Annotated in this window: 14 protein-coding genes and 3 pseudogenes; 7 read left to right on the top strand and 10 right to left on the bottom strand. The window is 59.3% G+C overall.

Going from position 1 to position 14,883, the window contains the following annotated elements; all coding sequences use genetic code 11:
* Positions 1-89: 89 nt before the first annotated feature.
* Together RBB18_RS23260 and RBB18_RS22540 are read right to left on the bottom strand one after the other, a co-directional pair.
* Entirely contained in the window at positions 90-707 is a 618-nt protein-coding gene (locus RBB18_RS23260; RefSeq protein WP_371931690.1) for an FAD-binding oxidoreductase, read from the bottom strand.
* 14 nt (positions 708-721) lie between these two features.
* The gene (locus RBB18_RS22540; protein ID WP_306112558.1) at positions 722-1,648 is read right to left on the bottom strand and encodes a LysR family transcriptional regulator; all 927 of its coding nucleotides are present in this window, start codon (positions 1,646-1,648) and stop codon (positions 722-724) included.
* Between the two features lie 150 nt (positions 1,649-1,798).
* Here RBB18_RS22540 and RBB18_RS22535 point away from each other — a divergent pair, with 150 nt between their 5' ends.
* Positions 1,799-2,350, top strand: coding sequence for a hypothetical protein (locus RBB18_RS22535; RefSeq protein WP_306112557.1), 552 nt, complete (start codon positions 1,799-1,801; stop codon positions 2,348-2,350).
* Positions 2,351-2,680: 330 nt separating this feature from the next.
* On the opposite strand, the pseudogene RBB18_RS22530 reads toward RBB18_RS22535, so the two are convergent.
* The 5 genes and pseudogenes from RBB18_RS22530 to RBB18_RS22510 all read right to left on the bottom strand — a co-directional run.
* Positions 2,681-3,367 (bottom strand): annotated as a pseudogene (locus RBB18_RS22530) (IS110 family transposase); the annotation flags it as partial.
* A 28-nt stretch (positions 3,368-3,395) separates the two neighbouring features.
* A complete protein-coding gene (gene istB, locus RBB18_RS22525; protein ID WP_306112556.1) occupies positions 3,396-4,160 on the bottom strand; it encodes an IS21-like element helper ATPase IstB in 765 nt (254 codons plus the stop codon).
* 14 nt (positions 4,161-4,174) lie between these two features.
* Entirely contained in the window at positions 4,175-5,713 is a 1,539-nt protein-coding gene (gene istA, locus RBB18_RS22520) for an IS21 family transposase (protein ID WP_306112555.1), read from the bottom strand.
* Positions 5,714-5,877: 164 nt separating this feature from the next.
* Positions 5,878-6,333, bottom strand: a pseudogene (locus RBB18_RS22515) (transposase); the annotation flags it as partial.
* 108 nt (positions 6,334-6,441) lie between these two features.
* Positions 6,442-7,377, bottom strand: a complete 936-nt coding sequence (locus RBB18_RS22510) for a LysR family transcriptional regulator (RefSeq protein ID WP_306112554.1) — start codon at positions 7,375-7,377, stop codon at positions 6,442-6,444.
* Positions 7,378-7,515: 138 nt separating this feature from the next.
* Here RBB18_RS22510 and RBB18_RS22505 point away from each other — a divergent pair, with 138 nt between their 5' ends.
* The 6 genes from RBB18_RS22505 to RBB18_RS22480 all read left to right on the top strand — a co-directional run bounded on the left by RBB18_RS22505 (position 7,516) and on the right by RBB18_RS22480 (position 13,442).
* Positions 7,516-8,064, top strand: coding sequence for a hypothetical protein (locus RBB18_RS22505; RefSeq protein WP_306112553.1), 549 nt, complete (start codon positions 7,516-7,518; stop codon positions 8,062-8,064).
* A 2-nt stretch (positions 8,065-8,066) separates the two neighbouring features.
* Positions 8,067-8,864, top strand: coding sequence for an alpha/beta fold hydrolase (locus RBB18_RS22500; RefSeq protein WP_306112552.1), 798 nt, complete (start codon positions 8,067-8,069; stop codon positions 8,862-8,864).
* A gap of 251 nt (positions 8,865-9,115) precedes the next feature.
* Complete coding sequence (locus RBB18_RS22495) at positions 9,116-10,015, top strand: xanthine dehydrogenase family protein subunit M (protein ID WP_306112551.1); 900 nt, start codon at positions 9,116-9,118, stop codon at positions 10,013-10,015.
* Positions 10,015-10,518: a (2Fe-2S)-binding protein gene (locus RBB18_RS22490; RefSeq protein WP_306112550.1), complete on the top strand. Its 504-nt coding sequence runs from the start codon at positions 10,015-10,017 to the stop codon at positions 10,516-10,518. Before RBB18_RS22495 ends, RBB18_RS22490 begins: the two co-directional genes overlap by 1 nt.
* Positions 10,515-12,923, top strand: coding sequence for a xanthine dehydrogenase family protein molybdopterin-binding subunit (locus RBB18_RS22485; protein WP_306112549.1), 2,409 nt, complete (start codon positions 10,515-10,517; stop codon positions 12,921-12,923). Before RBB18_RS22490 ends, RBB18_RS22485 begins: the two co-directional genes overlap by 4 nt.
* 63 nt (positions 12,924-12,986) lie before the next feature.
* Positions 12,987-13,442, top strand: coding sequence for a CoxG family protein (locus RBB18_RS22480; RefSeq protein ID WP_306112548.1), 456 nt, complete (start codon positions 12,987-12,989; stop codon positions 13,440-13,442).
* Positions 13,443-13,504: 62 nt separating this feature from the next.
* Here the strand turns inward: RBB18_RS22480 and RBB18_RS22475 are convergent.
* The 3 genes and pseudogenes from RBB18_RS22475 to RBB18_RS22470 form a co-directional block, all read right to left on the bottom strand.
* Positions 13,505-13,771: pseudogene (locus tag RBB18_RS22475) on the bottom strand (conjugal transfer protein TrbE); the annotation flags it as partial.
* 246 nt (positions 13,772-14,017) lie between these two features.
* Entirely contained in the window at positions 14,018-14,329 is a 312-nt protein-coding gene (locus RBB18_RS23255; RefSeq protein WP_371931691.1) for a GTP cyclohydrolase I, read from the bottom strand.
* Positions 14,330-14,420: 91 nt separating this feature from the next.
* Positions 14,421-14,883 (bottom strand): SDR family NAD(P)-dependent oxidoreductase (locus tag RBB18_RS22470; RefSeq protein WP_306112547.1); only part of this gene is annotated, 463 nt, incomplete at its 5' end.

The raw sequence follows: 14,883 nt of genomic DNA, 5'->3' as shown, positions 1-14,883 counted from the left end.
TCCTGTCTGAAGGGTGGGTTGCAACACAACCATCCTCTCAGTCAGGACGCTCTCCTCAAAGGCCGCCGCAAGTCGCCGCGATCAGCGGCTTAGTTCAATCCCACTCGATTCAGACAAAGCATGAACCGCTCTAGGTCCACAGCGAAAAATAAACCCGTGTCCCGCAAATGTTGGTTTACCTGTTCGCGGGTGGCACCGGCCTGAACCGTGCAGTTAAGGTCCTCTGCATTGAAGTGAATAATCTTCGACATACGCGACAGATTGATCACTAGACGACCAACCGTCGAGCTGGGCCTGCTGCCCAAGGCGCTGAATGCGCCTCTCCCATTCGATGCAGACATTTCGATTGAACATGCTGTGGAGAGCACCTTGCGAACCCGGTCTCGCTGATAAGGGCTTTCCGATGGTTGTATTGCAAAAGTTGCGGTAATTCGGGTCTGGCACGACGAGTTCTCCCCTTGAGAAGACCGTTGATGCAATGCCGAAAGCCGTTTGCTAGATAGGTCGCAGCGAGCATTGAAAGCGTCCGAATTCGCAAAAACCAATACCTCAACAATCGGATCGGGCGGGATCATCGGCGTATCGAGCGGCGGGTGCGGCCGATGCTGAGCTTCAAATCCTTCGCAACGGCAGCCGTCCCTCTGGCCGAAATGATATCCGGCGTAACGAAACGACGTGCCCCGCCTCTCGCGGCTGGTCGTCTGCATTACCCGGAAGCGTCCTAGAACTTTTCAGCGCTGTTCAACTTTTTACAAATATCTAGGATCTGCTCTCTCAGCCACACATGCGCCGCGGAACGGTGGGTTCTGCGGTTCCACATCATCCGGATGTCCAGCTTGGGCAATTGGATGGGCGGATGGTAGGTGATTAGGTCAAAGCGTTGCGTGAACAATGCTGCGAGCTTTTCCGGCATAGTGGCAACAAAGTCGCTTTGTTCGAGCAGAAAGGGCACGCCGAGAAAATCCGGTTTTGAAATCGTCACCCGACGAGCGAAGCCTTCTCGCGCAAGTGCTTCGTCGAGCACGGCTCGGTACATCGAGGCTTGACCCGGCTCGATTGCCACGTGGTCGAGCTCACAGAAATTACCAAGGTCCATCATTTTGTCGAGCGCGGGATGCCCTTTGCGTAACACGCAGACCATCTGGTCGGAAAAGACGCTCCGCGTTACCAGATCGCCGGGCGGGCTGGGGAAATAGGACACGGTGAGGTCGACATGGCCTTCACCGAACGCACGGCCGAGGCGAAACGGGTCCGGCCCAATGATCTTAAGTTCGATGCCCGGCGCAATTTCCCGAAACCGCCGATGAAGCGTGGGAACGAGAATGGCATCGATGTAATCGGTCAGGATGAGAGTGAACGACCGGTCGGAGCGGTCGGGACGGAAATGGCTGCCGTGTTCCAGCAGGTCTTCCATGTCTTTTATCATGTCGAGGATGCGCGGCTGCAAGTCCTGCGCGAAATCCGTAAGGGAATGGCTGTTTCCGTTACGGATCAGCAGCGGGTCGTCGAACATCCCGCGGAGCCGCTTCAAGAGCATGCTCATGGCGGGTTGGCTGATGCCCAACCGTTCAGCGGCCTGACTGATGTGCCGTTCGTTAAACAGGACGCTCAGGGCCCTCAGGTCCTTCAGGCTGTAATTGCGGTCCATTCCGAATCCCAACTGTTATTCGAATTTGTAATAAATAAAATTATTTCTAGTGCATTGTATAGCGCAAAATCCAGACGCTATCTTATCACATTATAGCGACCGGCCATTTCGCTGACTGGCGCCAATTGTGAACCGCAGGAGGAGACAAAAATGGCATTGAAGACGATCAGGGTGCCGCGCGAGGAAATGCGTAAACGGGTGGCGCTCTTTTCTGAAATTAAGGGCTTTGACGGCGGCTTGCCGGACAGCAAGCATCCGACTGCAAGGCGAACCCTCTACAACGTGGTCGGTTTTCAGCCTCCTAAGCTCGATTCCGGGGCGGTCACCTCGCCGGTTGGCGATGACGCCGCAAGGAATGCCGCCATCAAGATTTCGGAAGGCTTCAATCTGGGATATTGCAAGGCCAAGCCCGGCTGCGGCCCCATGATGCACAATCACGACACGAATGAGACGTTCATTCCCATGACCGGCAATTGGCGCTGTTCCTGGCAGGTCGACGGCAAGGTCGAGGCGTTCGAGCTCGGGCCGCATGACGTCATCTCGTTTCCTGCTGGCGTCCAGCGCCGGTTCGAGAACATCACCTTTGATGATCCGGACAACGAGCATCTGCTGATGTTCGTAATCGGAGGGAACGAACCAAAGGCCGAATTTTCTCCCCAATCGATGGAAGAATTGCGTGAAAAAGGCCTGGTCGCTTCATAATGCAACACGACCAGTATGCAGTCTTGAGGAAGCGGTCGATCGGTTTCACGACCGCTACGCGGTCGGCGAGGGCGGAGCCCCATTGCGCGTGCGGCGGCGACATCAATCGGGTGGTCTCGTCTCAGCTTCATAAAAAGCCTCGCTTGATGATCGGTTACATGGCGCCCCGGCACAAGGTGGTTCTCCATCATGAAAACCCCCAGCCTACCGGGTCGGCCGCGATCACAGACCGAAGAATTTGCGCAGCGGCGTGTGACCGCTTCCGGCCGGGCTACGCCCGCCCTCCACCGGTCACACGCCGCTGCGTCTCATCCTGATTGACGCGGAATCTCATCCTGTTTGTCGCGCCGCAGCAGCCAGAGCGGAATCCTTGTAATCTTCGTTTTTGGTCATCATTGCCCAGATGGATCGAGCCATTTTGTTGGCGAGGGCGATTGCAACGAGCATGCGAGGTTTGCGCACCAGCATCCGTGCCAGCCACGAGTTCTCGGGTGGAGCTTTCCGGCATGCCCATCGAATGACGGTCATCGCGCCGATGATAAGAAGCCGACGGATATCGCGTTGTCCCATCTTCGACGTTCGGCCGAGCACCTGCTTCCCTCCGCTCGAATGCTGTTTTGGCACCAAGCCGAGCCAGGCTGCAAAATCTCGTCCCCTTCTGAAGGTCACCATGGTGGGCGCGAAAGCCTCGACTGCCATTGCCGTAATCGGTCCCATTCCGGGCATGGACATGAGGCGAGCGGTGCTCTGCGAACGCTTCGCTTCCGATCTGAGCGCCTTTTCCAGCGACGCAATCCGAGAGGAGAGCACCCCTATCTGGTCCAGATACAGTCGAGCGGTCTCCACGACGATAAGGTCGAGGCCCGTGTCGTGATCTTCAACAATCTCCGCCAGCAACGCGAGGCTCGCAATTCCCTGCGGTGCGATGACTGCGCATTTCGCGGAATTTGGGCAGTGATTTCGCGTGATCTCGGGCACGCATTTCACGGCATCGCGGGCAGCCATTTCACGCCCTCGGGCAGGCTGGCCAACAGGTGTCATTGAGTCAGGGCGCGACGCCCTGGTCAAGCGTTTTCAATGCGCTCATTTTCCTGCGCATGCTGTCACCGTTCAGGGTGAGACGATGCGCATTGTGGACAAGGCGGTCGAGGATGGCATCTGCGAGGGTGGGATCTCCGATCACCTCGAACCATTGATCGACAGGCAGCTGGCTGGTCACGATGGTCGAGCCGCGACCTTGGCGGTCATCGAGGATTTCAAGCAGGTCGCGACGCTCGGTCGGTGTCAGAACCGACAGCCCCCAATCGTCGAGGATCAGCAATTCCGTTCGTTCGATCGCCTTGAGGACACGGGCATGCCGTCCGTCGCCCCTGGCGATGGCCAGCATCTGGAACAGGCGGGGCACGCGGTGATAAACGACGCGCCGATCATCTCGGCAGGCCTTGTTTCCGAGGGCGCAGGCAATCCAACTTTTTCCCAAGCCTGTTGGGCCAGTGATCAGCAGATTTTCATGGCGATTGATCCAGCCACCATCGATCAAATGCGCCATGACACCAGCATCGATGCCGCGCGGGCTGCGCATATCGATATCTTCAACGCAGGCTGCGTGACGCAAGGCAGCAAAGCGCAACCGGGTTGCCAGTCTCTTGGCGTCACGCTCTGCTGCTTCGCGATCAACAAGCAAGCCCAGCCGTTCTTCTAAGCTGAGGCTTTCGAACATGGCGCCAGCGCAGCGTTGCTCGTGCAGGGCCTGTGCCATACCGGTCAGCCCGATCGCCTCCAGGCGGTCGCAAGTGGGATGTGTCAGCAAGGGTCGTCTCCTTTTCAGTGGTAATATTTCTGGCCGCGGATGTTGGGGTGTTGCAGCGGCAGTTCTTCGGGTTCAGGCTCCATGAAGGCCTGATCAAGCCCGGTCTTCAGAATGGAACGGATGGATGAGACCGACCGGGCCTTGATGCTGATCCCGCGATGACACGCAGCATCAAGCCGCTGGGGATCAAAGCTTCTGGCCAGCGACAGTATGCCCAGGCAGGTTCGAAAGCCCTGCTCGGGATGCGGCCTGTCCTGCATCACGATGTCACAAAACGCAGCCACCGAGGGTCCCAGCTTTGCGGCACTGCTCAGGATCCGCGCAGGCGACCATTCCGCATAGCGGCGGTGGGCCGAAGGCATATGCTCTGGCACCGTGATATGGCTACGGCGTCCGGGGTCGCGCAGGTGGCTGGCGACACGTTTGCCGCGATGGAAGACTTCCACGGTCTTGTGGGTGATGCGCGCGTCAACCAGCTGCCGGATCAGGCTGAACGGCACGGAATACCAGCAGCGATCCACCTCGATATGATAATCCGGCGCAACACGGGCGCGTTTCCAGCGCGCAAAGACATAGGGTTCAGAGGGCAATGGCTGCAGGTTCGGTCGATCGAGCGTCGCAAACAGGTCCGCCCGGCTTGCCCCATAATCGCGCATGACGCGCATGTTCAATTCGTCCAGCAACGGCCGGATCGCGGCATTCAGCTCTGCCAGCGAGAAGAACCTGTGATTGCGCAATCGCGCCAGGATCCAGCGTTGGGCCACCTGAACGGCCACCTCGACCTTGGCTTTATCCTTGGGCTTGCGCACGCGCGCCGGCAGGATCGCCGTGCCGTAATGTTCCGCCATTTCCGCATAGGTCCGGTTCAGGCCGGGATCATACCGGCCTGCCTTGATCACGGCTGACTTGAGATTGTCGGGCACGACGACCTGCGGCACGCCGCCCAAGTAGGCGAACATGCTGACATGGGCCGCAATCCAGTCCTCAAGCCCCTCGCTGGCGACGGCCACAGCATAGGTATAGCTTGACGCCCCCATCGCCGCGACAAACAGCTTGGCCTCGCTGACCTCCCCCGTGGCCGGATCGACAATGTCGACCGTGTCGCCTGCAAAATCGATAAATACCTTCTCTCCGCCGACATGTGTTTGCCGCATGCTCGGTCGGACGCGGCCCTTCCACGCCTCAAAATGGGTGCAAAACCAGGTGTAACCAAACCCGTTGGGGTGCTGCGCACGATATTCCTGCCAGAGCAGCATGCGGGTCACGCTGCGCCGGCGCAGCTCTTTATCGATTGCCGCCCAATCCGGGACCGGACGGTCCGGATCAGATACATCCGATGCGTTTGGAAACAACAAAAGCTCAAGGCCGTCGTCATCCAGACCGTCCGGCAGCGGCCACGCCAAGCCAGCGTCGCGCGCGCGGCGCAGGTAGGTCCCAACACTTCCTTTCCCTAGCCCCAGCGACGCGGCAATCGCACGCTCGCTCAGCCCTTGGGCAAATCTCAATCTCAATACGTCCCGAATACGGCGCATGGTCAAACGTCCTGTCGGCATTCCGATCCTCCTGTTCTTCAGGAGGCGGAGTAACTTCAGTTCGTTGGCCAGTCCTGCCCATGATCGCGCGAAATCACTGCCCGCGATCCCGTGAAACAGGTGCCCGCCTTCCCGCGAAATCGCTGCCCACGATCAGCTGAAATCAGTGCCCGCCATCATGCGAAACGCGCAGCGATGACACCATGCTCGGCCAGATGTGCTCGAAGGGCATTGATAAGCTGCGTTCGCTGACGAACGAAGAGGTCCCGCGTCCGGAATAACATGGAGCAAGCTTGCTGGGATGCGGTCTTCGGAACGACGAACCGCATCGACGGCCGGGTCGCTGCTTCAACGATCGCTGCCGAGTTGGCCGCATCATTCTTCTGCCGTTTGACGAAGGGCTTAACGTACGCCGGCGGGATCAAGCGAACATCATGCCCAAGTTTGCCGATCTCTCGCGCCCAGTAGTGTGTGGCGCAGGCCTCCATCGCGACCGTACATCTGGGCAATTCCGTAAAGAGGCTGACGACTTGGCCGCGAGACAGTTTCCTGCGCAAGATCACACTTCCATCGCTTCCGGCGGCATGAACCTGAAACACCCGCTTTGCAAGGTCCAGGCCGACAATGCTAACTTTCTTCATGGATGCTCTCTCCTCTAAGTGACGTTCTGGCGAACATCACTCTGGCACATTGCGATGCCGTCGGGAGGGGGCATCCACTCCATCAGTTCTCGGTGGAAATCAACACCTTTATGTGCTTGCAGTTTCTCCTTCGTTGTTCAGTTGCTTACAGATTTCCAGAATTTGCTCGCGTAACCACACATGTGCCGCAGAACGGTGGGTGCTACGGTTCCACATCATCCGGATGTCCAGCTTCGGTAGGTGGATCGGAGGCTGAAACGTCAAGAGATCGAAGCGCTGGATAAACAGCGCCGCAAGCTTCTCCGGCATGGCGGCGACAAGGTCGCTCTCCTCGAGCAGAAACGGCACGCCAAGGAAATCCGGTTTCGAAACAGCTACGCGACGAGCGAAGCCCTCGCGTGCAAGGGCTTCGTCCAGGACTGCGCGGTACATCGAAGCCTGCCCGGGTTCGATGACCACGTGGTCCAGTTTGCAAAAAATCTCGAGGTTAATCGCGCTGGCGAGTGCCGGATGTCCCTTGCGGGTGACACATACCATGTGGTCGGTAAGGACGCTCCGCGTTACCAGGTCAGTGGGCGGATTGGGGAAATAGGAGACGGTGAGGTCGACACGACCTTCGCCGAAGGCGCGACCGAGGCGAAACGGATCAGGTCCGACGATCTTGAGTTCTATGCCCGGCGCGATTTGTTGGAACCGCCGATGAAGGCCGGGAACCAGAATCGCGTCAATATAATCGGTCAGGATGAGCGTGAACGACCGGTCGGAGCGGTCAGGCCGGAATTGGCTTCCGTGTTCCAGCAGATCTTCCAGGTCCTTGATCATATCGCAGATACGCGGGCGTAGATCCTCAGCGGCATCGGTCAGGGAATGGCTGTTTCCATTGCGGACCAGCAACGGGTCGTCGAACACAGTGCGCAAGCGCTTTAGCAGCATACTCATGGCGGGCTGGCTCATACCCAGTCGTTCGGCGGCGTGGCTGACATGACGCTCACTCAGCAAGACATTCAGCGCTTTCAGGTCTTTGAGGCTGTAGTCCCGGTCCATTCCGACTCAATGTTATTCGCTTTTATAATAGTCGATATCATTTCTAGCACATTTGGGCCGCAAGGTTCAGGTGCTATCGTATATTGTAATAGTGATGAGGATGTTTCTCCGCTGTCACGACGCATGGGAGGAGACCAAATGGCGTTAAAGACGATCAGGGTGCCGCGCGAAGAGATGCGGAAAAGAGTGGCGCTTTTCTGCGAGATCGAAGGCTTCGACGGCGGCTTGCCGGATAGCAATCATCCGACGGCAAAGCGAACGCTTTATAACGTGGTCGGTTTTCAGCCGCCTGAGCGCGATTCAGGCGCAGTAACCTCGCCGGTCGGCGATGACGCGGCCAAGAATGCCGCCATCAAGATTTCCGAAGGTTTCAACCTCGGCTACTGCAAGGCTAAGCCTGGCTGCGGTCCGATGATGCACAATCATGACACCAACGAAACCTTCATTCCCATGACCGGCAGATGGCGCTGCTCCTGGGAAGTCGACGGCAAGATCGAGGCGTTCGAACTCGGGCCATACGACGTCATCTCGTTTCCCGCCGGCGTCCAGCGCCGTTTCGAAAACATCACCTTCGACAAACCTGAAGAAGAGCAACTGCTTATGTTCGTAATCGGAGGAAACGGGCCGAAGGCCGAGTTCTCACCGGAAGCGATGGAGGAACTGCGCAATGAGGGGCTGGTCGTCTGACTATGCAATTTGACCAGCACGCGGGCCTGAAGGAAGCAGTCGCGACGTTCCAGGAACTGTACACGTGGGCCGATCGTGAGATAGGCGGGCCGCTGCGAGTCCGCCGGCGCGCCGGTCTAGGAGGCCGGCCAATTGTGCTGATGCCGGGAGCGAGCGGAACGTCCGAGTTCTTCAGTCTCGTCACCAGCGCGCTCTGCAAACTTGGGCTCGACCCCATAAACGTCGACTATTCGGGCACGGTCTCGCCCGATCGGCTGGCATCCGCTTTGGCGGACTACGTGAAGTCCGCCAAACTCAAGGCACCCGTTATCCTCGGGTGCTCCTACAGCGCGTGGTGGATGCAGCTGCTGCCGGCGGAGATAGTTGCCGAGGCGACGCTGATCTTCAGCAACGGCTTCGTCGAAGTCGCGGATCTCTTGCCGAGCCCGCTGTTCGACGAAGCTCACATTGATGCCACACCGGCGGGCGAATTGCAGACCCAGTGGTTGAAGAGAGCGCAGAAACAGGAAGGACCACTCGCCTATCTGCTTTGCGGGGCAATGAGTGGCTGGCTGCCGGCGGAGGACCTGAAGGGGCGACTACTGAACGTGGCCCGGTCAAGAGAACTGCCGCGCAGATCGCATTCGGGCAAAGCCGCGATCCTCGATTGCGCCGACGACACGATTGTTGGAGCGATGGCAAGAAAGCGTTTCAGGGGGTCATGGCCTGGTGCGCAACATATCGAAATCGACGGTGGGCACTACCCCTACGTTAACAATCCGGATGGTTTTGTCCGGGCAGTAAGAGCGTTGTTGGATTAAGCCGCGTTCAGGGAGGAAAAAATGCACTTCAAATCCACGCCGACAAGACGTTTGCTGGACCTGCCAGATAGCGGCGGCAAGGCAGGAAGACACCTTCCAAGCCCCTGATCCGTCCCGGTCGGTCACCCCAGCTGTTGTAATAGCAGGCCGCCGCAGAAGTTTGGCAGTACGTGACACCGGGGTCGCACCGCAGCGGGCTCAGCCCAAACGGCGAACGGCATCTTTTACCTTGAAATCGTTAGGAGAACGAAATGTATCCAGCACCGATCGAAGAGATTCATAGTCCAGGTACAATCGAAGAGGCGCTGACCTTGTTGGCGCGCGCTGAAGAGCGCGAGGTCATGGCGATCGCCGGGGGTATGAGCTTGATGCAAGCGATTAAGTCGCGCGTCGTCAGGCCCGATGTCGTGGTCGATCTGAACCGGGTCGACGCGCTGAGCGGCGTGGTAGGCGCGGATGAGGCGATCGAAATCGGCGCCATGACCCGTTATGCCGAGCTTGCTCGCAACCCGCTTTTGCGGGACGGCGCCTTCGCTGCTGTCTCGGACGCGGCTTCCCGGGTTGGCGACCGGCAGGTTCGCAATCGGGGCACGATCGGTGGGTCGCTGTGTTGGAACTACGTTGCGGCCTGCATCCCGACTGCCACCCTTGCTCTGGGAGGAGAAATCGAGCTGCGGTGGTTCGGCAGTTCCGGGGTCGAAACCCGACTGTTGTCGATTGACGATTTTCTGATTGGCCCGCTTGAGACTGCGCGTGAGCTTCACGAATTGCTAAGCTGCGTACGGCTCCGGGCGCCACGCCCAGAAACGGGTTCGGCCTACAAGAAATGGGGGTTGGCCACAGCATCCCTGCCTGTCATTGGGATCGGCGTGCGGATCACACTCGACGACAGCGGGCGCTGTGCCAATACCCGCGTGGCGGCCACGGGGCTGACCAACGGCACGAAGCGGCTGACAGTGGCGGAAGAGGCCATAAATGGCATCGAAGCGGCTGACGGAGTAGCGCTTTGCGCCGCCTTTGCTGCCGCTGCCCGGGATGTCGAGGTTCAGGGTGACCGCTGGGCCAACGAAAACTACCGGAGAATGCTGGTCGAACGGATCGGCGCCGAAGTTGCCCGGACGGCGATTGAGCGTGCAGGGAGGAAAAAGTGATGTCGGCGAACACTGTATCATGCCAGACGACAATCAATGGCGAGGCGGTGGAAGTTACCGTACCGCCGCGGCTGCTGCTGGTGGATCTACTGAGGGACCGTCTAGGGCTGACCGGTACCCATGTAGGGTGCACGTTCGAGGCCGTCTGCGGTGCCTGCACCGTGCAGCTTGACGGTGTCGCGGTGAAATCATGCTCGGTGCTCGCCGCACAGGTTGCGAACCGCAACGTGACCACGGTCGAAGGCTTAGGGAGCAGGAACAATCCGCACCCGTTGCAGGCGGCGTTTCAGAAAACCCATGCCCTGCAATGTGGATACTGCACTCCGGGTATCATAATGAACATGACCGATTTCTTGCGCGAGAATCCCGATCCGACCGAAGAGGAAATTCGCTTTGCCCTGGCCGGTAACATCTGCCGCTGCACAGGATATTCCCACATCGTCGAGGCAGTTCAGATCGCGGCCGCAGAAATGCGCAGCCAATCGGCGGAGGCAGCAGAATGAAAGACGACCTGCAAGATTTCTCGGTTGTCGGCAAGCGCGTTCCCCGCAAGGAAGACGTCCGATTAGCGCAGGGACGCGGCCAGTATTTCGCCGATCTCAAAATGGACGGGGCGCTCCATATCGTTTTCGTGCGCAGTCAGCGCGCCCATGCCAAGATCCTGTCGATCGATACAACCGCGGCAAGGGCCTCCGCAGGCGTGGCGGCGGTTTTCACTGGTGAGGATATCAAGGACAAGCTGACGCCGCTGCCTCATCCGATTGTGGTGCCGAATTTGCCGGGCCGGTTCCCCAGGCACTGGCCCCTTGCTGTGGACCGGGTGAAATTCAATGGCGAGCCGGTGGCTGTAGTGCTGGCGACGGACCGCTATCTCGCCGAAGATGCGGCCGAGCTGGTGGAGGTTCAATACGAGGACCTGCCCTTCGTCGGCTCGCCCGAAGCAGCGATGGCGCCCGATGCTCCGCTCATCCACCAGGACATGGACAGCAACGAGATATTCTCGATGAGCTTCACAGGCGGGGGCACCGCCGAGGGTATTGCCGCCAACCAGGCCGAGATCCAGGCGATCCTGAACCAGGCGCCGGTGGTGGTCGACGAAGAGTTCAAGGTGCACCGCACCGGGGTCACCCCGCTGGAGACCCGCGGGGCTGCGGCAATCTGGAATGAGGATGACGGGCTAACTTGCTGGATCACCACCCAGCGACCGCATATTGACCGCCTGGCCCTGGCCGAGCTGCTTGGCATCTCGACCTCGATGGTGCGGGTGATCGCTCCGCGCGATCAGGGCGGAGGCTTTGGCAACAAGGCGCCGTTCTATCGGGAGTCGTTGCTGATCCCATGGCTGGCGATGACCATGAAACGTACGGTGCGCTGGATCGAATCGCGAGAAGAGAGTCTGATGGTGATCGGGCAGGAGCGCGATCAGCGCATCCGCGTCACCATGGGCGTCACCCACGAGGGTAAGGTGCTCGGCATGAAGGTGCGCATGGTCGCTGACAATGGTGACGGCTGCATGGGCGTCTACTGGGGCTTCGTTATGCCCTTCTTGGGAGCTGCCACGTTCTGTTCGGGCTATGACATCGCCAAGGCGGATATCCACCTTTCCTGCTACGTGACCAACAAGCCATCGCTGGCGCCGTCACGCTCATTCGGTAGCTATTCGCCGCGGTTCGTAATGGAGCGGATGATGGACTTGATCGCTAGGCGCGTCGGTCGGGCGCCGGAGGATGTCCGCCGCACCAACCTGGTAAAATCGTTCCCTTATACAGCTGCGACCGGCGCCTATCTGGATAGCGGCGACTACGTGAAATGCTTCAACTCACTGGCGAGTACCATCGATGTCGAAGGATTCCGCATGCGCCAAGCCAAGCTGCGTAGGGAGGGTAAGTATCTCGGTCTGGGCTTTGGCACGGGGGTCGAGATCTCTGGCATCGCTTCAGATGTTTTTGTGCAGCTGGAGAACCAGCCCGGCTATGGCTCGGCCACCGTGCGCATCGACGCGCGTGGCAGGGCGCAGGTGCTCGAAGGCGATGCCCCGCAGGGCACTGGGCACGAGACGACCTTCGCGCAGGTCGCGGCCGAGGTGCTGGGCATCGATGTCCAGGATGTCATGGTGCAGACCGGTGACACCCAGTCGACGCCTTTCGCCTCGGGCTCGCTGGGCGCGAGGGGCGGTTCGTACACGGTCAGCGCCGTCTATAACGCGTGCCGAACTCTGCGCCTGAAGATGGCGCGGATCTTCATTCACGATCGGCAGATCAACGCCCTACCGGAGGATATCGAGTTTCGTGGTGGCTACGTTTTCCCGGCATTGGACAAGTCGAACCGGATTGCCTTTGCCGAGTTGGCGGACCGAATCATCATGAAGCCCGTTAACCTTCCCGAGAACGAACAGGCCGGGCTGGAGGCGACCGACTACTTCGAAGCGCCGACGCCGATGTTCTATTTTGGCGCCCATGCCTGCGTCGTCGAGGTCGATGCCAAGACCGGTGCCTTCAAGGTCGAACGTTACCTGACCTGCGAAGATGCCGGAACGGTCATCAATCCGCTTATTGTTGAAGGCCAGATCCAGGGCGGCGTCGTGCAGGGCATCTCCAACGCAGTGTTCGAGCAATACCTCTACGACGACCAGGGCCAGCAGCTCACCACCACCTTGGAGGGATACTGCATAGCTCAAGCGCCGGACGTTCCTCATGTCGAGGTCACGCACAGCTTTACCCGATGCCCGGGTACGCCGCTGGGTTCGCGCGGGCTGGGCGAAGGGGTTCCCGGACCGGTTCCGGGTGCGCTGGTCAATGCGGTCTGCGACGCGCTGGCGCCGTTCGACATCAAGATCAATGAGTTGCCGCTGCGGCCAGATCGGGTCTGGGAACTGTTGCAGGCCCGTCAGCGCCAGATAACGGCTTAGCCTTCGCCCCGCCGAATAGAAGCAACCAGATGCCGGATACCGGCGAATGACGATGAGGTAGAAATGGAGATAAAGGGCAAGGAGCGCATTGTGGCGCCACGAGAGGCGGTATGGCGCGGTCTGAATGACCCCGATATACTCAGGGCTTGCATTCCGGGTTGCCAGTCGCTTGAAAAATCCGGCGAAGACGAGATGGCGGCAATCGTCAAGATCAAGATTGGCGTCATCTCCGCCACCTTCAAGGGGGAGGTAAGGCTCGAGAACAAGGATGAGCCAAACGGCTATACCATTATCGGGGCAGGAACAGGCGGCGTTGCCGGCTTTGCCAAGGGCAAGGCGGACATAAGGTTGTCCGAAGAAGGTGGGGCCACCGTCCTCGACTATGTCTGCACGGCTGACGTCGGGGGCAAGATCGCGCAATTGGGGGCGCGACTTATCGAGTCGACGGTAAGGCGCCTGAGCGGTCAGTTCTTCTCAAAATTCACGGAGCTTGCCAGCCCGCACATGTCTGAGCAGTGATGGCAGAAGCCGTTGCGTGATCCCGGCTGAGAGCGGATGAGGCGGCATCACATCTCCGCTTAATCCGCGCCGAGCTCCTGCAAGGCGAGATCGGCATCGGCCGCCTTGTTCGATGCCTCGGTGTCGACCAACACCGAGGCCTTGTTGGTCATCACCTCTTTGAGGATCGCGGCGATCGACTTGCGCTTGGCGAACCACTGGCGCCGGATGCACGTCAGGAGCTTAGTCGCACCGGTCTTGTCCATCAGGATCCCGCGGGTCGACCAACGATAGGGAAAGGCAAGCCGGGTGAACTCATCGAGCAGACCCGGCGTTGTCGCCGTCGGGAAGGTCGATGTGCCAACTATTTTCGCCTGACAGAAAGTAGTTTTCCGCCTTGGCGTGGTCGCCGAGATAAAGAGACAACGCTACGTCGTTATGGCAGTCGAAAAACGGAATACTGGTATTCAATTCTCTGCCCTCCGGGCCCAGTCATGGGGAAGGACGCGCCTGTCCTGGCACGGCGGCAATCAGGTTCTTTGTGTAGGGATGCTCCGGCGCACCAAACAAATCGACCGGCCGCTTATCCTCGACGATCATGCCATTTTGCATGACGATCGCCGAGGTGATTGCGCGGCTGGAACCCGGCGAAAGAAGCTTCGACAGGAACCTAGTGGCAGACCCCAAGAACAGGCATTCACAGACGGACGAACCGCCATCGCGAGCGGTCCGAACAAGGCCGCGGCTCCTCCAATAGCGAAGCGGCAGAGATCGACGGGAAAAGCATGCCGAGTCGATGTTCGCCCTTCGCAAAAGGCGATCACCTCGTGCTCGCACATGGAATAGAAGGGAATGTCTTTGACGATAACCATGTCCTCATGCTGATCGTTGCAGAACTGCGTCTGCAGGTGTGTTCTTCACGCAGACTCGCGAACAAGCGATTGCACGTGCGAAGGTGCTTTGGCGGATATCAGCGTGCAAAGCCAGGAGATGGCTGCGCTAACGATCCTCTGCCAGCAGCAGATCGGAATACCCGGCACTGCGAAGTTCTCGTTCTGCCTGCGTGAAGCCGTACGCGGGGACGATTTCGCCGTCGCGCTCGCTGATCCGGCTCCAAGAATTCACTACATCCTGTGCAATAGACGCACCGCTTCCGACTTGGCTACCTGCCGTCAGCGTGATGTTTGCCGTGGCGAAATGACCGGCGCCTGCACAGAGGATCGCACGCGTGGGTGCCTCCGCCCTAACGAGCGCCAGAAGGCCCGGACTGACCTTTTCAGGCCCGAGCAATGCAAGTGCCTCGACGGAGAGTAGGCCTTCGGTTATGGCCGTCGCGGCGGTAGGCGCCAGCGCGTTGACGCGAATATTATGTTTTGCGCCTTCGATGGCCAGGGTCTGCATAAGGCCGACAAGCGCCATCTTGGCTGCGCTGTAATTTGCCTGGCCGAAGTTCCCGTACAGC

It is taken from the genome of Roseovarius sp. MMSF_3298 (genome assembly GCF_030733705.1).
GTDB lineage: Bacteria > Pseudomonadota > Alphaproteobacteria > Rhodobacterales > Rhodobacteraceae > Roseovarius > Roseovarius confluentis.
Note: the sequence above shows the minus strand (reverse complement) of the source record. Positions and strands in the feature narration are given on the sequence as shown.